This window comes from Streptomyces noursei ATCC 11455 (assembly GCF_001704275.1).
Lineage (GTDB): Bacteria > Actinomycetota > Actinomycetes > Streptomycetales > Streptomycetaceae > Streptomyces > Streptomyces noursei.
In genome coordinates this window covers 2067178-2088853 of record NZ_CP011533.1, presented here as the reverse complement: position 1 = coordinate 2088853, position 21676 = coordinate 2067178, and the positions used below count along the sequence as shown (strand labels likewise).

General features: G+C 70.7%; 22 protein-coding genes and 1 pseudogene. 12 read left to right on the top strand and 11 right to left on the bottom strand.

The window, feature by feature from the left end:
- The first annotated feature begins 503 nt into the window (after positions 1-503).
- The 4 genes from SNOUR_RS08840 (at position 504) to SNOUR_RS08825 (ending at position 3708) form a co-directional block, all read left to right on the top strand.
- Positions 504-1001, top strand: a complete 498-nt coding sequence (locus tag SNOUR_RS08840) for a hypothetical protein (RefSeq protein ID WP_067345314.1) — start codon at positions 504-506, stop codon at positions 999-1001.
- 289 nt (positions 1002-1290) lie between these two features.
- The gene (locus SNOUR_RS08835; RefSeq protein WP_039630977.1) at positions 1291-1569 is read left to right on the top strand and encodes a hypothetical protein; all 279 of its coding nucleotides are present in this window, start codon (positions 1291-1293) and stop codon (positions 1567-1569) included.
- Positions 1570-2320: 751 nt separating this feature from the next.
- Positions 2321-3103: a hypothetical protein gene (locus tag SNOUR_RS44560; RefSeq protein ID WP_067345311.1), complete on the top strand. Its 783-nt coding sequence runs from the start codon at positions 2321-2323 to the stop codon at positions 3101-3103.
- A gap of 329 nt (positions 3104-3432) precedes the next feature.
- The gene (locus tag SNOUR_RS08825; RefSeq protein ID WP_039630974.1) at positions 3433-3708 is read left to right on the top strand and encodes a hypothetical protein; all 276 of its coding nucleotides are present in this window, start codon (positions 3433-3435) and stop codon (positions 3706-3708) included.
- A 354-nt stretch (positions 3709-4062) separates the two neighbouring features.
- Here SNOUR_RS08825 and SNOUR_RS08820 read toward each other — a convergent pair whose 3' ends face one another.
- From SNOUR_RS08820 to SNOUR_RS08810, 3 genes are all read right to left on the bottom strand, one after another.
- Entirely contained in the window at positions 4063-4401 is a 339-nt protein-coding gene (locus SNOUR_RS08820) for a hypothetical protein (protein WP_067357933.1), read from the bottom strand.
- A 128-nt stretch (positions 4402-4529) separates the two neighbouring features.
- Complete coding sequence (locus SNOUR_RS08815) at positions 4530-4805, bottom strand: hypothetical protein (RefSeq protein WP_067345308.1); 276 nt, start codon at positions 4803-4805, stop codon at positions 4530-4532.
- Positions 4806-5129: 324 nt separating this feature from the next.
- Positions 5130-5372: a hypothetical protein gene (locus tag SNOUR_RS08810; protein ID WP_067345305.1), complete on the bottom strand. Its 243-nt coding sequence runs from the start codon at positions 5370-5372 to the stop codon at positions 5130-5132.
- Positions 5373-6089: 717 nt separating this feature from the next.
- Here SNOUR_RS08810 and SNOUR_RS44555 point away from each other — a divergent pair.
- Positions 6090-6695 carry a hypothetical protein gene (locus SNOUR_RS44555; protein WP_099055667.1) on the top strand — a complete coding sequence of 202 codons (606 nt, stop codon included), beginning with the start codon at positions 6090-6092 and terminating at the stop codon, positions 6693-6695.
- A gap of 128 nt (positions 6696-6823) precedes the next feature.
- Positions 6824-7171 carry a hypothetical protein gene (locus SNOUR_RS08800; RefSeq protein WP_067345303.1) on the top strand — a complete coding sequence of 116 codons (348 nt, stop codon included), beginning with the start codon at positions 6824-6826 and terminating at the stop codon, positions 7169-7171.
- Positions 7172-7472: 301 nt separating this feature from the next.
- Here the strand turns inward: SNOUR_RS08800 and SNOUR_RS08795 are convergent, their stop codons facing one another.
- Both SNOUR_RS08795 and SNOUR_RS46090 read right to left on the bottom strand, forming a co-directional pair.
- Entirely contained in the window at positions 7473-7763 is a 291-nt protein-coding gene (locus SNOUR_RS08795; protein ID WP_067345300.1) for a hypothetical protein, read from the bottom strand.
- 376 nt (positions 7764-8139) lie between these two features.
- Positions 8140-8343 (bottom strand): hypothetical protein, encoded by a 204-nt coding sequence (locus SNOUR_RS46090; RefSeq protein ID WP_067345297.1) that lies wholly within the window; start codon positions 8341-8343, stop codon positions 8140-8142.
- 339 nt (positions 8344-8682) lie between these two features.
- Here SNOUR_RS46090 and SNOUR_RS48175 point away from each other — a divergent pair.
- The 3 genes and pseudogenes from SNOUR_RS48175 to SNOUR_RS08770 all read left to right on the top strand — a co-directional run.
- A pseudogene (locus SNOUR_RS48175) lies at positions 8683-8913 on the top strand (chaplin); the annotation flags it as partial.
- Between the two features lie 852 nt (positions 8914-9765).
- Entirely contained in the window at positions 9766-9957 is a 192-nt protein-coding gene (locus SNOUR_RS08775; protein ID WP_159425828.1) for a MerR family transcriptional regulator, read from the top strand.
- A gap of 8 nt (positions 9958-9965) precedes the next feature.
- On the top strand, positions 9966-11009 hold the full coding sequence (locus SNOUR_RS08770) for an aldo/keto reductase (RefSeq protein WP_067345287.1): 1044 nt from the start codon (positions 9966-9968) through the stop codon (positions 11007-11009).
- 21 nt (positions 11010-11030) lie between these two features.
- Here the strand turns inward: SNOUR_RS08770 and SNOUR_RS08765 are convergent, their stop codons facing one another.
- Positions 11031-11660, bottom strand: a complete 630-nt coding sequence (locus SNOUR_RS08765) for a class I SAM-dependent methyltransferase (protein ID WP_067345284.1) — start codon at positions 11658-11660, stop codon at positions 11031-11033.
- Between the two features lie 48 nt (positions 11661-11708).
- Positions 11709-12698: a GlxA family transcriptional regulator gene (locus tag SNOUR_RS08760; protein WP_067357928.1), complete on the bottom strand. Its 990-nt coding sequence runs from the start codon at positions 12696-12698 to the stop codon at positions 11709-11711.
- A 203-nt stretch (positions 12699-12901) separates the two neighbouring features.
- Between SNOUR_RS08760 and SNOUR_RS08755 the strand changes: the two genes are divergently transcribed.
- Positions 12902-13492 (top strand): isochorismatase family protein, encoded by a 591-nt coding sequence (locus tag SNOUR_RS08755; RefSeq protein ID WP_067345282.1) that lies wholly within the window; start codon positions 12902-12904, stop codon positions 13490-13492.
- Positions 13493-13630: 138 nt separating this feature from the next.
- Here SNOUR_RS08755 and SNOUR_RS08750 read toward each other — a convergent pair whose 3' ends face one another.
- Positions 13631-14881, bottom strand: a complete 1251-nt coding sequence (locus tag SNOUR_RS08750; protein WP_067345279.1) for a PP2C family protein-serine/threonine phosphatase — start codon at positions 14879-14881, stop codon at positions 13631-13633.
- Positions 14882-15092: 211 nt separating this feature from the next.
- On the opposite strand from SNOUR_RS08750, the gene argJ reads away from it, so the two are divergent.
- Both argJ and SNOUR_RS08740 read left to right on the top strand, forming a co-directional pair.
- Complete coding sequence (gene argJ, locus SNOUR_RS08745) at positions 15093-16247, top strand: bifunctional glutamate N-acetyltransferase/amino-acid acetyltransferase ArgJ (protein ID WP_312632115.1); 1155 nt, start codon at positions 15093-15095, stop codon at positions 16245-16247.
- 500 nt (positions 16248-16747) lie between these two features.
- On the top strand, positions 16748-17542 hold the full coding sequence (locus SNOUR_RS08740) for an SDR family NAD(P)-dependent oxidoreductase (RefSeq protein WP_312632114.1): 795 nt from the start codon (positions 16748-16750) through the stop codon (positions 17540-17542).
- 71 nt (positions 17543-17613) lie between these two features.
- Here the strand turns inward: SNOUR_RS08740 and SNOUR_RS08735 are convergent, their stop codons facing one another.
- From SNOUR_RS08735 to SNOUR_RS08725, 3 genes are all read right to left on the bottom strand, one after another.
- Complete coding sequence (locus SNOUR_RS08735; protein ID WP_067345274.1) at positions 17614-18333, bottom strand: DUF305 domain-containing protein; 720 nt, start codon at positions 18331-18333, stop codon at positions 17614-17616.
- Between the two features lie 88 nt (positions 18334-18421).
- A complete protein-coding gene (locus SNOUR_RS08730; protein WP_067357923.1) occupies positions 18422-18889 on the bottom strand; it encodes a DUF6153 family protein in 468 nt (155 codons plus the stop codon).
- 206 nt (positions 18890-19095) lie between these two features.
- On the bottom strand, positions 19096-21375 hold the full coding sequence (locus tag SNOUR_RS08725) for a heavy metal translocating P-type ATPase (protein WP_067345272.1): 2280 nt from the start codon (positions 21373-21375) through the stop codon (positions 19096-19098).
- Positions 21376-21676 lie beyond the last annotated feature (301 nt).

Sequence of the window (21676 nt, the reverse complement as noted above, 5' to 3'; positions counted from 1 at the left end):
AGCCCACCGCTTCCGAACGTCCGCCCCTCCACCGGGCATCGCGCACCAGCGACCACCGGAGGGCTTCGTGCACACCCCTTCCACGAAGGAAAGGGCACCGGCACTCCAAATGATTCACACCGGTGGGCAAATGGGTGACCGTGCGTTGATTCCCGTGACCAGGGTCGGGCAAGTGCCGTTCCCCGCTGGGAGAGAGCAGCTGTTGGGCCTATGGGGCCGCTGGCCGGGATCGCCTCTCGTCCCTGGCAATTGGGGCGGCCCGCGGCCACCACGTCGATGCGACGTCCGAAGCGAATCGGAGGAGAGACGATGGACCGCGCCATCGAATCCCGGCCGCGCCGGATGCCTTTACGACGGGTGTTGCCGCGGTCCCGCGGAAGGCTTCCACCGTGGTTCTGCACGGGGTGCGCAAGATGTGAAGCCCGGGGTCATCTCTGTTTGCGCACTCAAGACAGCGATAAGTAATCAGATTTCCATACAGGTCATGAAGGGCCGAGGGTTCCATGCGCAAGCTTCACCAGATCGCGCTCGTCGCCGCCGCGGCTGGCGGTCTGTCCACCATCGGCGCCAGCGCTAGCCACGCCGACGCTCCTGTCGGGTACAGCGGCCCGCCCACCGCCACTCAACCGGACGCCCCTCAGGCAGACGCCTGGACGGCCTCGGGCGCCACGTCGCACACCTACGGATCGCACGGAGGCCCGCAGCAGGCCGCGCCGCAGCAGGCCGCTGCCCCGCAACCCCTCGTTCCGCAGGGCGGCCCGGACGTGTCCCCGCAGCTCAACCCGCAGCTCAACCCGCAACTCTCGCCTCAGGTGGCGCAGCTCCTGCCGCAGTCCGGTCCGCACGACCAGAACAACGCCTTCCGCCCGTACCAGGAGTGCAGCCCGCAGTCGCTGCTCGACGCCAACGTCCCGATCGGCCTGCTGGCCACTCCGGAGACGAGGGGCTTCAACTGCACCCAGAACAATGCCCAGGCCAACGCCCACGCAACGGCCAGGTAGCAAGGCGACGACCGCCGCAGGCCCTTCGAGGGGATTCCCTCGGAGGGCCTTCTTGCGCGACCTGGGCAAAGGGACCTTGGGGCGCGGCCCGAATCCGGTCCATTGCGGTGTCTCCGGCCATTCGGACTCATGTGCGCCTGAACTGCTCAGGTTCCGGGGCAACTTCCAAAAACTTCGATCCCATAATCCGGCGCGTCGCTCAAAGATGATGGATATTTCGTATTAGCCTCCCCAGGTGTACGAAGTCGGTACACCGCAGATCACATCGGCTCAAACTTCCGGAGAAGAAATGCGCAAGCTTTACAAGGCGGCCGTGTTGGCTGCTGCCATCGGTAGCGTTGGCTTCCTCGGCGCCGGCACCGCCAACGCCGACGGCGGCATGGGCGGCGGCAAGTTCGACATCAAGCAGGGCAGCCAGTGCCGTTCTCATGACCTGAATGTGGATGTCCTCGGCGAGGTCGGTATCCTCAACGGCCTGCTGGGCAACGCGCTCAACGGCGAGGGCTCGCCGGGTGCGCAGTCCACTCACATGGGCTCGAGCATGGGCTGCAACAACAGCGCGTTCTGACCCGCTAGTAGCAGTCGAGCAGGTCACCCATAGGGTTCTCGACGCCGAGCCGTAAGGCCGGCGTCGAGAACCCTTTTTGCGATCCTCGAGGCCGTCTCCGCGCGCATCGGTTCGCCATTGCATCCTCTTGCTGCGGCCGGGGCGAGTGCGAAGTCACCGCCCCGGCCCAATCCTTATCCTGAACGCCGGTCGCATTATCGCGAAGTAATCTTTGTGCCGTGGCTTCCACTTGCCCGCACCCACGTATCCTCGGTGCTGCGCGCGATCGTCGGCAATGCCCCTTCTCAGGAACGAAGTTGGCGATGTCGATACAGGAGTTCGGGCGCCGCGGACCCGCGTCCACGCCGGTGACACTCCAAATGATTCATGCCGCTGGGCAAACGGGTGACCGTGCACCGATTCCCGTGACCAGGCCCGGGGATGCGCCGTTCCTCGGTGGGAGAGAACAGCGAATGGGTCAATGGGCCGTCGGCCGGGATGGCTTCTGATTCCCGGCACTTGGGCGGTCGGCGGCGACGATGTCGACACGGTGCCCGACGTGAATCGGAGGCGAAGCGATGCCCTGCACCGCCGAATCCGAGGTCCGTCGGAGAGCCCTACGGCTGGTGTTGCCGCGGTCCTTCGGGTGGCTCCCGCCGTGGCTTTGCACGGGGTGCGCAGGGCGCGAAGCCCGCGATTACCTCTGTTTGCGCACTCAAGACAGCGATAAGTAATCAGATTTCCATACAGGTAATGAAGGGCCGAGGGTTTTATGCGCAAGCTTCATCAGATCGCGCTCGTCGTCGCAGCGGCTGGCGGTCTGTCCACCATCGGCGCCGGCGTGAGTCATGCCGATGCTCCTGCCGGGTACAACGGTGCCGCCCCGCCCATTGCTCCTCAGGCCCCGGCTCCGCAGCAGTACGCGCCGGCCCCCGCTCCGCAGCCGGTCCCGCAGTACGCGCAGCAGCCGGCTCCCGCGCCGGCCCCCGCTCCGCAGTACGTCCAACAGCCGGCTCCGCAGCAGCCGGTTCCGCAGTACGTGCAGCAGCCGGCACCCCAGGCTCCGGCTCCGCAGTACGTGCAGCAGCCGGCTCCGGCCCCGGCCCCTGCTCCGCAGCAGTACGTCCCGGCCCCCGCTCCGCAGCCGCAGGCGGCTCCGCCGCAGTACACGCAGCCGCAGGCGGCCCCCCAGGCATCTCCGCAGTACGAGGCGCCGCACGCCACTGCCGCGGCCACCTCGGGCGGTGCCGCACTGGCCTCCACGTCTCCCGGCGGCGGCCCCCAGTCCGCCCCGCAGGCGTCGGCTCCGGCCCAGGCCCCGCAGGTCGCCCCCCAGGCGGCCCCGCAGGTCACGCCCCAGGTGGCGCCGCAGGTCTCCGTCCCGCAGGTCTTCTCGCCGCAGCCCGCTCCCCGGGTGTCGCCTCAGGTGAACCCGCAGGTCAACCCGCTGGTCAATCCCTTGATCTCCCCGGACGTTCCGCAGGTGTCCCCGCTCGGGATGGGGCGGCTGGCGGCGCCTCCGCTGGGTCAGCTCGACCTGCCCCGCATGGCCTGACCGGGACGCTCCGGAGTACCGGCGCCGAACCGCGGCGACAGCGGGGCCGAGCCACCGACTGTCGCCGCCGAGCGCACTCCGGTCACAACACCCGTGCAGAGCAGGTCTGTTGATTCCGGAGTCGCGGCTCATGGACGCCGTCCGGCGCGCCGTTCCCCTTCCCGATCAGCCCTCGTGCACCCGAACTCCAAGGGTTCCTCTGCGCTCGCTGTGCAGGGGTCTGCCCGTTCCGGCCTGCCGATGCCGCGCCACGGGACACCACACCGGCCTCCGTGGCAGCAAGAAGCAGTCCAACCACCCGTCACAACCGCTCAATCACCGGAGAAGACATGCGCACGTTCCACAAGGTTGCCGTCGTGGCTGCCGCACTCGGCAGCGTCGGAGCCTTCGGCGCAGGCACCGCATACGCCCACGGCGAGCCGGGGCACGACCTCGACGTCAGTCAGGGCACCGAGTGCCGGTCGCACGACATGAACATCGACGTCCTCGGGGCAGTGGGACTTCTCAACGGCCCGCTGGGCAACGCCCTCAACGGCGAGGGCGCGCCCGGTTCGCAGCCCTCTCACCTGGGCTCGGACTTCCGCTGCGACAACAGCGCCTTCTGAGCGACTGCCCATAACGCAGGAGCTTTCACCGTCCCGGTGCCGAGCCACGAACTCGGCGCCGGGACGCTCTCGTTGCCGGGCGGCGCGTACGCTCGCCGGGCACGCCAACGGCGAATGGCCGGACCGACATCAACTCGGCCCGGCCATTCACCGTGTGACGGGGTGCGTTGGGTCGTCACCCCGTGATCAGGCGGAAGGGGGAAGCAGCCTGTGGTGCTGCCGGTTCGGCGCGCGTGCCGTCACGTTGCCCGGCGGCGCGTCGGCCGGCTCCGGTCGACGGGATGCCCGTGGGTCGCCTGCGTGGCTTGCAGGAGACCCGGCTTCGCCATGCTCGTCGACGATGCGCACAACAGCTCACCCGCGGTTTTCTCCATCCATCGCGGGCAGCGAGTCGCCGGGCACCGGAGCCGAGTTGCTGCAGGTGACGGCGGGCCCGACCAGCATGGTCCCCGGATTGAGCACTCCGTGTGTGGGGAGCGAGAGGGGCGACGAAGGCTGGCAGTTCTGCTGCTGGGTGAGGCTGTACTTGCCGTCGTCACTGGTCGTTTTCTGAAGGCAGCTGACGTTCCCTTGGACGTCCCGGGTGCAGAATCCTCTGGTGTCCGCTGCCTGCGCCTGAGGGGCGATGACACAGGCGACGGTGAGGCCGCCCATCAGTGCCGCGACGGCTGCGATCTTCTTCCGACTGAACATGTACTGCATTCCTTTGTGGTCGATGCTCGGGCGAGGGTTCCGCGAACGGACCTGCGCCCGAGCTCTGAGAATGCCGAAAGGGGTTCCGGTGCCCGGACCCGCAGGTCGGACACCGGAACCCCGCCCGGTTACTTGCCGAGGGCGCTGTTGTTGCAGCCGATGCTCGAGCCGATCGGGGTGGCCTGCGCGCCCGCGGAACCCTCACCGTTGAGGGCGTTGGCCAACACGCCGTTGAGAATGCCGACCTCACCGAGGACGTCGACGTTCAGGTCGTGCGTCCGGCACTGGGAACCCTGGCGGACGCCGACGCCGCCGCCCCCGCTGGCATACGAGGTGCCGGCGCCGAGGAATCCGATGCTGCCCAGGGCGACGGTTACGACAGCAACCTTCTGAAGCTTGCGCATTTCTTCTCCGTGGATTGGTGCGGAATCGATCGGTCACCGATCGAGTTCGTGCGATTGCGGATAGTTAATACGAAAGATTCTCGGTTGCTGGGAGACGCGCCGGATGCTAGGAGCTTCCTGGGTGGGTTGAACGCCTGCAACGATCCCAAGTTCCTGGTGGGTTGGGGATTCAACGGGCCGAGGGGGGCTCGAAAGGTCCTTGGTGAACCACTCGTTCGGCCGCATCGGCGCGGCGGCGCCGGCCGGCAACAAGAGAACGGGCCCTTCGGGGGAACATTCCCGAAGGGCCCGCGTCCGGTGTCGGGTGCGACGATCCCGGTGGTCCTACTTGGTGAAGGAGTGGTTGAACTGGCCGCAGGTGGTGCCCCAGGTCTCGGGAACGGCGAGCACGCCGAGCGGGAGGTTGGCATCGGCCACGGTCTGCGGGCTGCACTCCTGGTACGGACGGAAGAGCTCGTTGTGCGACCTCCCGCCCTCGTGGGCGTAGGCAGTGCCGACCCCGGCACCGACGGCGGTTAGACCGCCGGCCGCTGCGGCCACGATCATGACCTGCTGAAGCTTGCGCATGGAACCCTCGACCTTCGTACCTGTACTTAAGCCCTGCTTGCTGGCTGTGACTGCGCGCACACTAGCAGTAGCCAATCTGGGCGTTCCAGTCCGTTGTGCACCTTGTGTCGGTTGGGTGACGGGCGCCTCGCCGGCCCATGGCGGGGTGCTCCGTGTCGTGGCGCTGGGGGAGTTGGGGCCCGACCCGCGCCAAAGCGCTGTCCATGGGGCTATCTGACGTGCCGTCATGTCGGCTTGTGGGCGTCTGTCGTCGGGCTTGTGGTGCCGGCGCTTTCGTCGATTCCGAAGAATCGCGGACGCGGCGCCGATGGCAAACGGGTGACAGTTGGGCGGCTCCCGTGCCCCTGTTGGGGGCCCGTCTCGTTTCCCTGTCGGAGGGCGCAGGGGAAGAGTTCGGTAGGCGCCATGTGGTGTGCCCTGGATCCCGTCGCGCGCTTTTTCTGCTGCTCGTGTCGGCGTCAACTGGCCTTGTTCGTCCGCTGGTTGGCGATTCCTCGGTGTGGGTCGGCGGTGATCAATGTGCGTACTTCGTTCGCGGTACGGGGCGCCGTGGTCGGCTCGTCGCGGGCGTAAGTGGTGGGGCCTCCTGTTGCGGGTCCGACACGAAGTGTGTAGAGGGGCGAAATCCGTGATTGGCCACTCTGGGTCTGCATATCCTCACACTAGGTAATCGCGGCATGTCATCTCCATCCAACGCAATCAAGGATCAAAGGTTCCATGCGCAAACTTCAGAGAGTTGCCATCGTCGTCGCAGCCGTCGGCTGCTTCTCCACCGTCAGCGCCGGAGTCAGCCTGGCTGACGGGTACGGCGGCGGGCCGCAGGTCGCGGCCTGGGCCGTGTCCCAGTCCGCGGCAGGCGCCGTCGCCACCGGCGGTTCCCCGCACGGCGAGCAGGCGGCTCCGCAGGCCGCTCCTCAGGCCCCTGCGCCGCAGGCCGCTCAGCCGGCTCCGGTCCAGCAGGCTCCGGCCCCGCAGGCCGCCCCGCCGGCTCCGGTCCAGCCGGCTCCTGCACCTCAGGCCCCCGCCCCCCAGGCCGCCCCGCCGGCCCCCGTCCAGCAGGCTCCTGCTCCGCAGGCCGCTCCTCAGGCTCCGGTGCAGCAGGGTCCGGCCCAGCAGTCCGGCTCCGACCGCCGTCAGGAGGTGTCGATCAAGCAGAACACCCAGTGCCGGTCGCACGACCTGAACGTCAACGTTCTCGGCCAGGTCGGCCTGCTGAACGGTGTGTTGGGCAACGCGCTCAACGGTGAGGGCGAGGCCGGTAAGCAAGGGACCCGCCAGGGTTCGAACATGGGTTGCGACAACGGCGCTGCCCTCCGCAAGTAAGTAAGACGGGGTTCTGGTGTCCGGCCTTCGGGTCCGGGCACCAGAACCCTTTTTCGGCATTCTCAGGGCTCGGGCGCGGGCTCGTTCGGTGCATCGCGCCCGGCGTCAACCACAAAGGAACGCAGTACATGTTCAGTCGCAAGAAGATCGCAGCAATCGTGGCACTGATGGGCGGCCTCACCGCGGCCTCCGCCATCGCTTCCCAAGCGCATGCAGAGGGCGGGGATCAGTGCAGCCGCGGCGAGACGGGTAACAAGGTCTGCGTTCACAAGTACGAGGCCGCCTACCGGACGAAGGACGGCAAGCACATCGTCATCGACCAGGAGCAGCGGTGCGCGTCGACCGCCAGGGACCGTGTGGTGTGGCCCGAGAGCGGTCTGCTGGGCGACCAGCAGACGAATGTCGGCCCGCAGATGAACTGCTCCAACCACTTCTCGGCCCCCAAGGGCTTCAAAGGTCCGCACGTCCGCCTCTGAGTCTGATGTGACGGACGGTCGGGGCGGGTGATCCCGCGTCGGCTGCCATGCCAAGGGACCGGTCGCGCGTCGGCGACCGGTCCCTTGGTCGTGTGCGGAGGTGGTCGGCGCCACGAACTCGGCCGGGCGCGGGGCTCTTCTGCTGTGTGGTGTCGCCCGGAGTCGCGGGTCGCGGCGTGCCGCCGGGGTGGACGGCGTCGGGGTTCAACGTGCCGCGGTGGGAGGGGATTCGACCCCCGACATGCAGGGGTTCCGGCGCCCGGTCTGCGACCTGGATGCCGGAACCCCTGGCTGTTTTCGGTTACTTGCTGAATGCCCCGTTGTTGCAGCCCATGGTCGAGCCCATGTGGGTGTTCTGCGCACCCGGCGAGCCTTCGCCGTTGAGGAGGTTGCCGCCCAGACCGTTCGCGATCCCGACCTCACCGAGGATGTCGACGTTGGTGTCGTGTGATCTGCACTCGGCGCTCTGCTTGATGTCGAAGCGGGCGCTGCCGCCGCCCCTCTCGCCATCGGCGTTGGCGGTACCGGCACCGAGGATGGTGACGCTACTGAGGACAGCAGCCACGAGAGCAGCCTTGTGAAGCTTGCGCATTTCTTCTCCGGTGAATTGAGCGGGTGAGGTCGTTTATGCAACGACTTCGTACTGCCAGGGAGGCTAATACGAAATGCCTCTGAAGTCGTTCAACGACGCGCCGGATTGTATGATGTCGAATTTGCGACTTGGCGGGTGGGAGGAGGTTTTCGGGCGTCGGCAGCCCGGGGTGGGAGTCGGCGTCAGGTCGAATTCCCCTGTTTGGTCGAAGGTATTCGAGGGGGTGGAATGCGGGGCTTGTGTCGTGTGGGTGGGGCGTTGTTATCGGGGTGCGACTTGTTCGGGCTTTTCGGTGTCGCGCGATCAGGTGACCGCTTGGCGTGGGCGAGGGAGTCGGCGGCGGGCGAGTGCCAGGGTGGCCTGTGCCAACTGCACGTCAGCAGTACGGAACGAAGTAGGAGCAGTCATGCGCCGTGCCCTTGTCACCCTTCTGGGAGCCGTGGCTCTCACCGGGGTCCTCTCGGTACCCGCCCACGCCGGCGGCCTCGGTGCGGGCGGCCGCGGGATCATCGGTGACCCGCTGAAGGTCGCCAGCGATATCGGGCCTCTGCACCTCGGCCGGTTGCCTTTGCTCGGTCACTGAGCAACCCCTTACCGATCAGGGCGCTCCGAGGCCACCTGCGAGTTCCGTACGAACGGGTGGCATGCCGCACTCGGGGCGCCCTTCCGTATGCCTTTTTACAGATTAGAAATACGAATATGAAGGTGTTGCCGGGTGCTATTTTCCTGGAATTTGCCGCGACTCGGCGTCATGAGAAAAGCATCGGCATACAAACATAATTAGCACCTCTCTCCCGGAGTGAGTATGCACATCAAGCTGAAAGAGTGATCGAAATGGCGCATTCGGAGCTTTCTGCGTCCGGCGTCGTTGTGTGTTGTGCGGTCCGCGGATGTGGCCGCGCTGTCAAGGAGGAGTCACGTGATCAAAAAGGTCATTGCCGCGTCGGTTGCCACTGGCGGCCTGCTGCTCGCAGGGGCCGGCGCGTCGGTCGCCGACGCCGGAGCCGGGGGATCCGCCACCGGTTCACCCGGTGTCCTGTCCGGCAACCAGGTCCAGGTGCCCGTTCACATCCCGGTCAACGCATGCGGCAACACCGTGGACGTGGTCGGGGCGCTCAACCCCGCCTTCGGCAACGACTGCGTCAACGCTGAGAAGGGCCATGCGCGGCCGCACCACCGCAGAATGAAGAAGAAGGAGAAGGAGCACCACAAGCCGCAGATGCGTCACGAACGCCCGGCGGCACCGCACGTGCATGTGCCGGCCGCTCCGGCTCCGGCTCCCGCTCCCGAGCACCGGGTCCACCGCCACATTCCCGTTCGCCCCCAGCTGGCGAAGACCGGTGAGGCGGAGACCGGCATGGCGATCGCGACCAGCGCCGTGCTGCTGATGGGTGGCACCCTGCTCTACCGCCGGGGCCGCCGCGCCGCTCGTATCTGAACGAGAGCAGCGGTTATTTCTCAAGCCGCGGCGGTGGAGGATCGGTGCGGAGCGCAGTGTTCGGTGAGGTGACGTCGAGTTCTTCGGTCACCTGGATCGCCGGGATGCGTTCGGCGCGGATGTGGACATCGTCGCGGCGTGGGTCGCAGTTGGTCTGACGCGGCAGTTCGCCGTCGGCGACGGTGAACTGCCGACTTGTGGGCGCTCGGCTCGTGCCGTCCCGCGAGAGGGGTTTCCTGCCCGCGGGCACGGGGCGGGTGCCGCGGGGAGCCAGCCGGTACACGTCGGTCGACGGGTGCCGGCTCCGTCGCGTGGAGGGTGCGGTGGCGCCGCGCGCCGCGGCGGGGAGAGGGGGCTGCGGGCGGGGAATTCGGGTGCCCGGCCGGTGTACAGCCCCGGCTCGTGACCCTCGACAGGCCAGGAACGGCCACACACGAGCCGGGGTCCGGCGCCGACGCTATACGCGCGGCCATGGACGGTAGGCCAGCGACACACATGGTGGGGCGGACGGCCGCGCGGCGGGCGCTTGCTTCGAGTGCACTCGAGCGTTCTAGCGTCACGGGCATGACGGCGATCGACACCACTCCCGTGCAGTCCCCGGACGTGGACCGCAGTGCGTGCGAACGCCGGGAGATTCTGGAGCGGACCCGGCACGAGGTCCTCGCGCGCATCGCGGGGTTGCGGGGCGCCCGCGATGTGCTCGAAACAAAGAACGACTTCTATGCGGGCGCCCGGCGGGCGTCGGAAGGGGCCTGAGCGCCATCATGAGCAACGCCATGGAGCAGATCAGCAAGGTCGAGTTGGGCGCCGGTGGCCCGCTCGTGGGTGTCCAGGGCTTCGGTGCGATGGGCATCAGTGCCGCCTACGGCGAGACGGACGACGCGGCGGCCCGCGAGACCCTGGAGGCCACCGTCGAGGCGGGCGTCACCCTCATCGACACCGCCGACATGTACGGGGTCGGTGCCAACGAGGAGTTCCTCGCGCCGTTCGTCGCCGCGCACCGCGACGAGATCACACTGGCCACCAAGTTCGGCATCGAATACCGCGCCGACGACCCGAGCTACCGGGCGATCCGCAACGACCCGGCGTACATCAAGCAGGCCGTCGAGGCGAGCCTGCGTCGCCTCGACGTCGATGTCATCGACCTGTACTACATGCACCGCCGTGACCCCGGCGTCCCGCTCGCGGATTCCGTCGGCGCGATGGCCGAACTGGTGCGGGAGGGCAAGGTCAAGCACCTGGGCCTGAGCGAGGTCACCGGGGCCGAGCTGCGCGAGGCGCACGGCGTGCATCCGATCACCGCCGTGCAGACGGAGTGGTCGGTCTTCAGCCGGGACGTCGAGCACAGCGTGGTGGGCGCCGCCGCCGAGCTCGGTGTCGCGTTCGTGCCGTACTCGCCGCTCGGCCGGGGCTTTCTGACCGGCTCGTTCGCCGATGCGGGCAAGGAACTCTCCGGCGGCGACTTCCGGCAGTTGCTGCCGCGCTACTCCGGCGACAACGCCAAGGCGAACGTCGCCCTCCTGGAGCCCCTGCACAAGATCGCGGCCGAGCGTGGCGCCACCACGGCGCAGATCGCGCTGGCCTGGGTGCAGCAGCGGGCCCGGGTGCACGGCCTGACCGTCGTCCCGATCCCCGGGACCCGCAAGCGCGGCCGCCTCCTGGAGAACGCCGGGGCCACCCGCATCGTCCTGTCCGCCGACGAACTGGCCCTGCTGGAGCCGCTCGCCGGCCGGGTCGCCGGCGAACGCTACGCCGACATGTCGCTCACCTCCGCGGCCCGGGAGGCCAAGGGTCCGGCGTCCGAGTGAGCCCGGGGCGCGGCCTGCTCGTCAGGAGTCCTTGCGGAAGACGAGCAGGTAGCGCCAGAACAGCAGTCTGCGGATGTGACATCCGGGCAGCAGCGCGGCGGCCTGCTGGCGGATCTCGGGCAGGAGCATCGTCGGCTGCTTCACCGGGGGTGCGGGCCGGGCCCGGCGCGCCGCCGCGGCAGGGCGGAGCCGGTCCCCGGTGGCGACGGCGAGTCGGGCGACGGCGTTGGTGGGGGCCGCCGCCAGGCCCCACGTCCAGTCGCGCCAGCCCCGCTCCGCGTAGCACCCCAGGACCGCCAACACCCCGCCCGGGGCGAGGGCGTCGCGTAGCGCGGCCACCGTGTCGAAGGGCATGTGGTGGAGGCTCGCCAGGCACGAGACGAAGTCGTAGTGCCCCTGGGGGAGTTCGATGTCGGTGGCGGATGCCCGGCGGAAGCGGGGGGCATGGGCGCCGCCCGACCGCTCCGCGTGGGCGCGGGCCTGTGCGATGACCTCCGGGGCGGGGTCGATCGCGTCGACCTCGATGCCCAGGGCGGTCAGGCGCTGCGCGAACCGGCCGGTGCCGCAGCCGACGTCCAGGGCCGCGGTGCAGCTCCGCGGCACCTGGCGCAGCAGTAAGCGGTGGTAGTGGTCGTTGTGGTCGAAGGGCATGGCGTGAGCCTGCCACAGACCGGCCGTCGGGCGGCCGGGGTCGTGGTCCTAGGCCGAGTGCCGGAAGCGATTGCGGTATTCCGTCGGTGTCGTGTCGAGCTTGCGGCGGAATGCCCGGATGAGGGTGTCCGTCGTGTGGAAGCCGCAGGCGGTCGCGACGCGTTCGAGGGTGTCGTCGGTGGATTCGAGTCGGTTCCGTGCGGCTTCGACGCGGGCCGATTCGAGGTAGGCCGCCGGGGTCGTGCCGAGTTCGGTCTTGAAGATGCGGGTGAGTTGCCGTTCGCTGACGTGGGCGTGCTCGGCGAGGTCGGCGACGGTGAGCCGGTCGGCGAGGTGGCGGGTGATGTGGTGGCGCAGCTCGTCCATCCGCCGGGTGGTCGAGAGGGGCTCGATCGGGACGCTGAACTGGCTCTGTCCGCTCGGTCGTTTCAGGTACATCACCAACTGCCTGGCGATGCGCAGCGCGACGGCCTCGCCGAAGTCCTCGGCGACGAGGGCGAGCGAGATGTCCAGGCAGGCGGTGATGCCCGCGCCGGTCCACACGTCCTGGTCGCGGATGAAGATCGGGTCGGCGTCGACCTCGATCGAGGGGTGTTCGGCGGCGAGTTGCCGTGCGGTCGACCAGTGGGTGGTGGCGCGCTTGCCGTCCAGCAGGCCGGCGGCGGCGAGCAGATGCGCTCCCACGCAGACGGAGGCGATGCGCCGGGCCCGGCCGGCGAGGGTCTGCACCCACCGGACCACCGTGGGGTCGGTGAGGGCGCGCACCCGCCGCTGGTCGTCGACTTCGACCGAGCCGGGGACCATCAGGGTGTCGATGGCCCTCGTGGCGGCTTCCCGGAAGGTGAGGTCGGGGAGGACGCGCACCCCGGCGGAGGTGGTGACCGGGTCCATGGTCTCGGCGGCCAGTACGACGTGGTAGCCCGTCGCGTCGTCCGTCTCCCGCCGCAGCAGGGCGAAGACCTCCGGGGGGCCGGTGACGTCCAGCAGGTCGACGCCGTCGAAGAGGAGGACGACGATGAACCGCTCGACGCTGCTCAAGGCGCTGCTCAAGGGGGCTCCGTCCGGTCGGCCGTGGTGGCGTGGCGAGGCCGCGGGCGGGACCGGTGGGGCCGGCGCCGGGCGTGTCTGTATCTGCAAGTTACATGACATTGCCGCCATGTAGGCCGGATCGTAGCGTGGGCTGTGCCAGCGCGCGGTGGCCCCAACTTTCCGATTCCCAGCCCAAGAAGGTGTGCACGACGATGCCGACGAAGACCCTGCGGGACGTCAACGGCCTGGACCAGAAGCCGGCGTCGCTGGCCGATGCGACGCTGATCCTGGTCGACTACCAGAACACCTACACCCGCGGCGTGATGGAGCTGTCGGGATGGCAGGCCGCCCTCGACAACGCCGCCGCGCTGCTGGCCCGCGCCAGGGCGGCGGGCGCCGAGGTCGTCCACGTCATGCACGACGGCGGCGCGGGCAGCCCGTACGACATCCGGGACGACATCGGCCGGATCCACCCCCTGGTGGCGCCCGTCGAGGGCGAGCCGGTCGTGGTGAAGACCGCACCCAACGCGTTCGTCGACACCGACCTGGGCGACCGCGTCGATGCCGCCGGGAACGAGGACGTCATCGTCATCGGGTTCATGACCCACATGTGCGTGACCTTCACGGCGGAGGGCGCGTTCCTGCGCGGCAACCGGCCCACCGTCGTCGCCGACGCCTGCGCGACCCGGCCGCTGGCGACGGCGGTCGCCGAGGTCTCCGCCGAACAGCTCCAGCACAGCGCGCTCGCGACGATCGGTGACCTCTACGGCGTCGTGGTCCCGTCCGGTTCGTCGCTGGGCTGAGCGCGGGCCGGGGCGTAGGCCCGCACCGCGGGGAGCGTCCCGCAGCCGTCCGCGTGTGAGCGGACGGCGGGCGCGGGACGCTGTCCGCGGCGGTGTCGTGCGCGCCGGGTGGCGGGTGCGGCGCCGGACGGGGCCCGGTCACAGGCGGACGACGACGAGTGCGACGTCGTCGCGGGCGCCGCCGGCCACGCCGAGCCGGGCGAGCAGGGCGTCGGCCAGGCGCTGGGGGCTGAGGTGGCACATGGTGGTCAGCGCCTCGGTGAGCCGGTCGAGGCCGGAGTCGATGTCCTCGTCCCGGCGTTCGACGAGGCCGTCGGTGTACAGCACGAGGGTGTCGCCGGTGCCGTAGGCGATGCCGGCCTGCGGGCGGGGCACGTGCTCGGGGCGCGCGCCGAGCGGCGGGTCGGTGGCCTGGTCCAGCAGGCGGCAGCTCCCCTGGGCGCTGAGCAGTACGGGCGGCGGGTGGCCTGCGCTGGAGTAGACGATCAGCTTCGCGCGGGTGTCGATCAAGGCGGTCACCGCGGTGGTCGCCAGGGCCCCCTCCACGGAACGGGCGTACAGCCCGAGCACCTCCAGCGCCTGCGCGGGCCCGGAGACCGCCCGGCTCGCCGCGGACAGCGCGCTGCGCAGCATGCCCATGACGGTGGCGGCCTCCAGGCCGTGGCCGACCACGTCGCCGACCGCGACCGAGAAGCGGTCGTCGGCCAGGTCGACGGCGTCGTACCAGTCGCCGCACACGTTCAGCGAGCCGACCGCCGGCAGATAGCGCACCGCGACGTCCTCGTGCCGGGCCAGGTCGGGAGAGTGCAGCATCGCCTCCTGCAGTGTGACGGCGACCTTTCGCTCCCGGGCGTGCGCGGCCCGCAGTTCGTCGTTCAGGCGCTGGAGTTCACGGGCCCGTACATACAGTTCGGCCTCCATGCTCTGAGCCCGCTCGGTGTGCGAGCGCTCGGCCCATCGGCCGCTGCTGGGGATGCCGCGTGTGCGGAGGAATTCGGTGACGTCCTCGACCCGGTGGATGAGGTAGGCCACCTGCCCGTCCGGCCCGTGGACCGGCGCGTTGACCGGGGACCACCAGCGTTCCTCGAACGTTCCGGGCCGCGCGGTGACCGGGATGTCGTAGCGCTGCACCCCCATGGTGTCCGGTTTGCCGGTCTCCAGGACCCGCTCCAGGGAGGCGCGCAGATTGCGCACGCCGTCGGCCATCCGGTCCATCGGGTTGTCCGGGAAGGAGACGAACAGGTGCTGCCCCACCAACTCCTCGCGGCACCGGCCGGTGGCCCGGCAGTACGCGTCGTTGACGTCGACGACCACCAGGTCCGTGCCCAGCACCAGGTACGGGCTCGGCGTCGCGGCGAACAGCGCCCGGTAGTCGAGTTCCGGCCTCATGTCGCTGCTCCTCGGCGGGGAGTCCCCACAGCGTCCACGCTACGCACCGCGGGTCGGCCCTGCGCGCCCGGCGGCACCGGGAGAACGCCGCCCGGGTGCCAGGGCCTGTCCGACCCTGATCCGCCGTCGGACAGGCTCTGGACAGACCGGGGAGTCGACTGCAAAAGTATGCTGTGTGACGCATAATCATTCTTCTGAAGGTGGCGGCCCCGTGTGGCCGACGGGGTTCCGCGGCTATACCGGGCACGGCGGGCTGCGCGAGCAGGGTGACGACATATCGATCGTGGTGTCGGACCGGCCGGCGGTGAGCGCCGCGATGTTCACCAAGAGCCTCTTCGCCGGGCCCGCGGTGGTCCTCAGCCGCGCCCACGCCGCCGAGCGGCGGCTGCGCGCCGTGGTCACCCTGGCCCAGAACGCCAATGTGGCCACCGGCCGACAGGGCGCGGAGAACGCCGCCGAGGTGGTCGGCCGGGTCGCCGGGCTCGTCGGGATCCCGGCGGACGAGGTGCTCATCGGGTCCACCGGCGTCATCGGGCGCCCGCTGCCGATGGATGCCATCCGGGGGCACTTCGACCACGCCGCACCGCACGGCACCGACGCGTTCACCGCGGCGCCGCTGGACGTGGCGCGGGCCATGATGACCACCGACACCCGCCCCAAGACCGCGGTCCGCACGGTCGGTGACGCCCGGATCGTCGGCATCGCCAAGGGCGTTGGCATGCTGGAGCCGGACATGGCCACGATGCTGGCCTACGTCGTCACCGATGCCGCGATCGCGGCGGCGGACCTGGACCGCGCGCTGCGGACGGCCGTGGACCGGACGTTCAACTGCCTGAGCGTGGACACCGACACCTCCACCTCCGACACCGTGGCGGTGCTCGCCAACGGCGCGGCCGGCCCGGTCGACCCGACGGAGTTCGCCGCGGCCCTCGCCGACCTGTGCCTGGACCTCACCCGACAGCTCGCGAGTGACGGGGAGGGGGCCACCAAGCTCCTCCGGGTCACCGTCGCCGGGGCGCGCGACGCCGCGCAGGCCAGGCGCGTCGCCAAGAGCATCGTCAACTCCCCCCTGGTCAAATCGGCCGTGCACGGCGCGGATCCCAACTGGGGGCGGGTCCTGATGGCCATCGGCAAGAACACCGAGGACCGCGACATCGTGCCGGGCCATGTCACGGTCGCGTTCGGCGACACCGAGGTCTACCCGGCCGAGCCGACCCCGGACGTGCTCGGGAAGCTCACCGACACCATGCGGCGCAGCGAGGTGGGCATCGCCGTCACCCTCGGCATCGGGGACGGCGAGGCCACCGTGTTCGGCTGCGACCTGTCCGCCGGATACGTCCGGATCAACGCGGACTACACGACATGATCCGGTTGCACCGCCGTCGCCATCGGCCCGTACCGAGGGCGAGGTGCGTCGACTCGGCGTCCTGACCGCCGAGTTGGGGGCGTCGGGGAGGCCCTGGGTGACTGTGGATTCCGGCGGCGGGGGGCTCAGGCGTCGAGCGGGTGCCGGACGGGGTCGTCCCCGCCCGGCCGGACCTCGCCGAACGTCACGGGCGCCGACATGCGTGAGCGCCTGCTCGCGCTCCTCGGTGCCGACTCTCCGCTCGCCGGATTGACCCGGGACGAACAGGGTGCGCTGCAACGCCTGTTGGGGCGGGCGTTGGTGCGCCCCTCGGATGCGGGGCCCTCGGTGCAGGGTGACCGAGGGGCGTGGGTGCGCCGTCGGGCCTTCCCTTCCCCTCCTCTTGATCTCTCCCGCCGGGGCGGAGAGTGACACCATGGTTATGTACTGATCGGTCCAAAGTCGTGGTAGCGTGCGGTCCATATTTCGTATTGATCAGTCCAAAACGCGGATGGTGCGTGATGAGCAGCAGGGAGCGGGGCGTCGGCATGGCCATGGACGGGACGGCGGACGGGGTGCTGGCGGGCAAGGTCGCCCTGGTGACCGGTGGTTCGCGGGGGATCGGGGCGGCGATCGCCCGGGCGCTGGCCGCCGAGGGGGCCGCGGTGGCGATCAGTTGCACGGCGTCCGGGGAACGGGCCGACGCGGTGGTGGCGGAGCTGGCGAGGACCGGTGTCCGGGCGGCGGCCTACCGCGCCGACCAGGGGGACCGGCAGCAGGTCACCGACCTGGTGGCCGCCGTGGTGGCCGACTTCGGGCGGCTGGACATCCTGGTGAACAACGCGGCGGTGTCGGTCAACGGCGCGGTGGACGACGCCGAGGGCGATCCCGCGGCGTTCGACCGGCAGTTGGCGGTCAACGTCGGGGGCGTCGCCTCGGCCGTCCGCGCCGCCGCCGGCGTCCTGGGGGAGGGCGGACGGATCATCACCGTCGGCTCGAGCCTGGCGAGCCGTGCTGGGTTCCCGGGCGTGGCTGACTACGCGGCGACCAAGGCCGCGATCGTCGGCTACAGCAAGGGCGCGGCCCGGGACCTGGCGCCGCGCGGCATCACGGTCAACGTCGTCCAGCCCGGCAGTGTGGCCACCGACATGAACCCGCCGGAGGGGGACTTCGCGGACGCCCAGCGCGCGGCCAATCCCATGGGCCGGTTCGGGCGGCCGGAGGAGATCGCGGCGGGCGTGGTCTTCCTCGCGAGCCCGGGGGCGTCGTTCGTCACCGGCGCCGTCCTGGACATCGACGGCGGATATCTGGCCTGAGCGGCGGGCGGTGCGCGGCGGTCGCCGCGGCCCGTACGGGGGACGGGCCGCGGCGACCGCGACGGCGGGGATCAGAGCCGGTCGAGGAGCTTCTTCATCTGGGCGACCTCGGTGGACTGGCCGCGGACGACGTCATCGGCGAGCTTCTTGGCCGTGGCGTTGCGCCCGTTCTTCTGCTCGTCCTCGGCCATGTCGATCGCGCCCTTGTGGTGCTCGATCATCATCGACGCGAACTTCCGGTCGAAGTCCCGGCCCTTGGCGGCCTTGAGCTCCTTCATGTCCTTCTCGGACATCATTCCGGACATGCCGGAGCCGTGCCCCACGGAGCCGTGGTCCATCGAGCCCGAGCCGTGGTCCATGCCCGGCATGCTGCCGGCGGACTCGGGCTTGCCCCACGCCTTGAGCCAGGACCGCATCCGCTGGATCTCGGGGTCCTGGGCCTGCTCGATCGCCGCCACCAGCTTCTTGATCTCCGGGTCGGCGGCGCGGCCGTCGGCGAGCCGGGCCATCTCCAGGGCCTGCTGGTGGTGCGGGATCATCATCTGCGCGAACATCACGTCCGTGTCGCCGACCGGGCCCGGTGCCGGGTTCGCGCCGGTGGTGCCGGCCGTGGCCGACGGCGTGCCGCCGTGCTTCGCCGCGTTCTCGGGATTCCCCTCGGTGGTGCCGCCGCAGGCGGCGAGGAGCAGGGCCGCCGCGGCGGCGAGGCCGGTGAGGGCGAGGCGGCGGGCCCCCGGGCGGGCGGTCCGGCGGGCGGTCGGAAGCGGGGTGTTGCGCTGCTGCGCGGTCATGTCGGTACCTCGTGCTGTCTGTTCGGTGGATGTCTCGGGCGAACGCGGGGTGTGCGGGCGGCGTGCAGCGCCCGCGGTGGCGTTCGGCCTAGATCCGCAGTACCGACAGGTGGGCGAGGTCCGGAGGGCGCGGTGGGGGGTTGGGGCGCAGCGCGGCCAGGGTGCGGGCGCGCAGCGGGACCGGCCGGTCGGCCCGACGGCGCAGCGCCAGGCACAACAGGCCGGCCAGTGCCCAGCTCCCGAGGACGGCCAGGCACAGGGACGTCATGTCCATTCCCTTGCCGGGCGGGTGGGAGCGCGAGGTGTCGCCGTGGTGCGCGGTGGGGTGCTCGGGGGACGCGGCCGGCCCGGCCATCGTGGCCATGCCGTGGTCCGGGGCCGGGTGGGCGCGGGTGGCGGCCGCGTGCGCGGCGGTCCCCATGGGTGCCCGGGAGGCGTCGGCATGGCCGGTGGGATGGCCCAGCGTGTGCATCGCGAAGACGCCCAGCGCGAGCACGGCGACCAGCAGCAGGTGCCCCCAGGCACCGGCCGCCCGCATCCGCCGGCTCGTTCGCATCCGCTCGACCTCCCGCACCCGAGGGTAGGGCAGGGAGCGGCCGGCGCGCCGCGCACCCCCGGCCGGCTCCTCGCGGGCCACCGCGCGCCGACACCCCCGTACCGCCCGACGGTACGGGGGTGTCGGCGGTGCGGGCGGTGTGTCGGCGGCCCGGCCGGGCGGGGGTCCTCAGGCCCGTACGAGGTGCCGCGGGGATCGTCCGGGCCTCACTTGTCCGCTGCCTGGAATCCGCGCAGCCGCAGGCTGTTGCCGACGACGAAGACCGAGGAGAAGGCCATCGCCGCACCCGCGATCATCGGGTTGAGCAGTCCGCCGGCGGCCAGCGGCAGGGCCGCGACGTTGTAGGCGAAGGCCCAGAAGAGATTGGACTTGATGGTGCCCAGGGTGCGTCGGGAGAGCCGGATGGCGTCCGCCGCGGCGCGGAGGTCGCCGCGGACCAGGGTGAGGTCGCCGGCCTCGATGGCGGCGTCGGTGCCGGTGCCCATCGCCAGCCCGAGATCCGCCTGGGCCAGTGCCGCCGCGTCGTTGACGCCGTCGCCGACCATCGCCACCGACCTGCCCTCCTTCTGGAGGCGCTGGACCACCGCGACCTTGTCCTGCGGCAGCACCTCGGCGATCACCTGGTCGGGGTCGATGCCGACCTCGGCCGCCACCGTGCGGGCCACCGCCGCGTTGTCACCGGTCAGCAGCACCGGCGTCAGCCCGAGGGCGCGCAGCCGGCGGATCGCCTCCGGGCTGGTCTCCTTGACGGCGTCGGCCACCTCCAGGACCGCGCGCGCCGCGCCGTCCCAGGCCACCGCGATCGCGGTCCGCCCGGCCGCCTCGGCCGCCGCCTTGGCCCGCGCCAGCTCGTCGGGGAGGGTGATCGCCCACTCGGCGAGCAGCTGCTCCCGGCCGACCAGCACGGCGTGTCCCTCGACGACGCCCTGGACGCCCAGTCCCGCGATGTTGGCGAAGTCCTCCGGTGTCGGCAGGGCGCCCACCTCGGCGCCGGCGCCGGCCGCGACGGCCTGCGCGATCGGGTGCTCCGAGGCGTGCTCCAACGCGCCCGCCAGCCGCAGCGCTTCGGCCTTGTCGGTGCCCGGCGCGGTGTGGGTGGCCAGCAGGGTCATCCGGCCGGTGGTGACGGTGCCGGTCTTGTCCAGGACGACGGTGTCGACCTTGCGGGTGGTCTCCAGGACCTCCGGCCCCTTGATGAGGATGCCGAGCTGGGCGCCGCGGCCGGTGCCGACCATCAGCGCGGTCGGCGTGGCGAGCCCCAGGGCGCACGGGCAGGCGATGATCAGTACCGCGACCGCGGCGGTGAAGGCGGCGGTGAGCCCGGCGCCGCTGCCGAGCCAGAAGCCCAGGGTGGCCAGGGCGAGTGCGATGACGATCGGGACGAAGACGGCGGAGATCCTGTCGGCGAGCCGCTGGGCCGCCGCCTTGCCGTTCTGGGCGTCCTCCACCAGCCTGGCCATCCGCGCCAGTTGGGTGTCCGCGCCGATCCGGGTGGCCTCGACGACCAGCCGGCCGCCGACGTTGAGGGTGGCGCCGGTGACGGTGTCCCCGGCCGAGACCTCCACCGGCACCGATTCCCCGGTGAGCATGGAGGCGTCCACGGCGGACGCGCCGTCCACCACGGTGCCGTCCGCCGCGATCTTCTCGCCCGGCCGGACCAGGAAGCGGTCGCCGACGTGCAACTGCCCGATGGGGATGGTCTGTTCGTGCCCGTCGCGCAGCACCGTGACGTCCTTCGCACCCAGCTCCATCAGTGCCTTGAGGGCCGCACCGGCCTTCCGCTTGGCGCGCGCCTCGAAGTACCGTCCGGCGAGGATGAAGGCGGTCACGGCGGCGGCCGTCTCCAGATAGATGTTGCCCGCGCCGTCGGAGCGGGCGACGGTCAGCTCGAACGGATGGGTCATGCCGGGCGTACCGGCGGTGCCGAAGAACAGCGCCCACAGCGACCAGAGGAACGCGGCCAGGGTGCCGGCCGAGATCAGGGTGTCCATGGTGGCCGCGCCGTGCCGGGCGTTGGTCCACGCGGCGCGGTGGAACGGCCAGGCGGCGTAGGTGACGACCGGCGCGGTCAGGGTCAGCGACAGCCACTGCCAGTACTCGAACTGCAGCGCCGGCACCATGGCCAGGGCGATCACCGGAACGGCCAGCGCCACCGCGGTGATCAGCCGCTGCCGCAGCGGGCGGAGCGTGTCCTGTGCCGCGCCGCCGCCGTCGCCCGTGCCGTCCGCGGCGGCGGTCTCCCCGGCGGTCGCGGCCGGCGCCGGCTCCTGCGCGGTGTAGCCGGTGGCCTCCACCGTGGCGATCAGGTCGTGGACCGAGACGTCGTCCTGGAAGGCGACCTTGGCCTTCTCGGTGGCGTAGTTGACGGTGGCCTCGACGCCGTCCATGCGGTTGAGCTTCTTCTCGATCCGGGCGGCACAGGAAGCGCAGGTCATGCCGCCGATGGCGAGCTCGACCTCGGTGGCGCCGGGGCTGGTGGTGGTCATGTCGGTCTGCTCCTCGCAGCTCACGGAACGGGGGTGTACGGGGCGCCGGCGGGCGGGCGGGCGGGCGGTCGGGGAGGGGCGTCCGCCGTGTCGGTGCGGGGGCCGACGGCTGTGGCCCCTGCTCCCCCTTCATACCCTAGGGGGGTATCGATGGCATGGCTCCACGTATACCCCCCACCCGTATCTCTCGCAAGCCTTTCCGGCGGCTTGACCGAATACCCCCAGGGGGTATGGTGTGGGCGAGTTGATCGGCCGCGCCACCGGCGGTACTCGCCACCGGCGGCCCGTGAGGAGGGATCGC

What these genes read in the sequence shown, in the direction of transcription:
- SNOUR_RS08730 (WP_067357923.1), bottom strand. Translation starts at nt 18,889, where the DNA reads ATGCGAACGAGCCGGCGGATGCGGGCGGCCGGTGCCTGGGGGCACCTG.
- SNOUR_RS08740 (WP_312632114.1), top strand. Translation starts at nt 16,748, where the DNA reads ATGAGCAGCAGGGAGCGGGGCGTCGGCATGGCCATGGACGGGACGGCG.
- SNOUR_RS08825 (WP_039630974.1), top strand. Translation starts at nt 3,433, where the DNA reads ATGCGCACGTTCCACAAGGTTGCCGTCGTGGCTGCCGCACTCGGCAGC.
- SNOUR_RS08755 (WP_067345282.1), top strand. Translation starts at nt 12,902, where the DNA reads ATGCCGACGAAGACCCTGCGGGACGTCAACGGCCTGGACCAGAAGCCG.
- SNOUR_RS08820 (WP_067357933.1), bottom strand. Translation starts at nt 4,401, where the DNA reads ATGTTCAGTCGGAAGAAGATCGCAGCCGTCGCGGCACTGATGGGCGGC.
- SNOUR_RS08795 (WP_067345300.1), bottom strand. Translation starts at nt 7,763, where the DNA reads ATGCGCAAGCTTCACAAGGCTGCTCTCGTGGCTGCTGTCCTCAGTAGC.
- SNOUR_RS08770 (WP_067345287.1), top strand. Translation starts at nt 9,966, where the DNA reads ATGAGCAACGCCATGGAGCAGATCAGCAAGGTCGAGTTGGGCGCCGGT.
- SNOUR_RS08840 (WP_067345314.1), top strand. Translation starts at nt 504, where the DNA reads ATGCGCAAGCTTCACCAGATCGCGCTCGTCGCCGCCGCGGCTGGCGGT.
- SNOUR_RS08800 (WP_067345303.1), top strand. Translation starts at nt 6,824, where the DNA reads ATGTTCAGTCGCAAGAAGATCGCAGCAATCGTGGCACTGATGGGCGGC.
- SNOUR_RS44555 (WP_099055667.1), top strand. Translation starts at nt 6,090, where the DNA reads ATGCGCAAACTTCAGAGAGTTGCCATCGTCGTCGCAGCCGTCGGCTGC.
- SNOUR_RS08835 (WP_039630977.1), top strand. Translation starts at nt 1,291, where the DNA reads ATGCGCAAGCTTTACAAGGCGGCCGTGTTGGCTGCTGCCATCGGTAGC.
- SNOUR_RS08725 (WP_067345272.1), bottom strand. Translation starts at nt 21,375, where the DNA reads ATGACCACCACCAGCCCCGGCGCCACCGAGGTCGAGCTCGCCATCGGC.
- SNOUR_RS08810 (WP_067345305.1), bottom strand. Translation starts at nt 5,372, where the DNA reads ATGCGCAAGCTTCAGCAGGTCATGATCGTGGCCGCAGCGGCCGGCGGT.
- SNOUR_RS44560 (WP_067345311.1), top strand. Translation starts at nt 2,321, where the DNA reads ATGCGCAAGCTTCATCAGATCGCGCTCGTCGTCGCAGCGGCTGGCGGT.
- SNOUR_RS08735 (WP_067345274.1), bottom strand. Translation starts at nt 18,333, where the DNA reads ATGACCGCGCAGCAGCGCAACACCCCGCTTCCGACCGCCCGCCGGACC.
- SNOUR_RS08815 (WP_067345308.1), bottom strand. Translation starts at nt 4,805, where the DNA reads ATGCGCAAGCTTCAGAAGGTTGCTGTCGTAACCGTCGCCCTGGGCAGC.
- SNOUR_RS08765 (WP_067345284.1), bottom strand. Translation starts at nt 11,660, where the DNA reads ATGCCCTTCGACCACAACGACCACTACCACCGCTTACTGCTGCGCCAG.
- SNOUR_RS08775 (WP_159425828.1), top strand. Translation starts at nt 9,766, where the DNA reads ATGACGGCGATCGACACCACTCCCGTGCAGTCCCCGGACGTGGACCGC.
- SNOUR_RS08750 (WP_067345279.1), bottom strand. Translation starts at nt 14,881, where the DNA reads ATGAGGCCGGAACTCGACTACCGGGCGCTGTTCGCCGCGACGCCGAGC.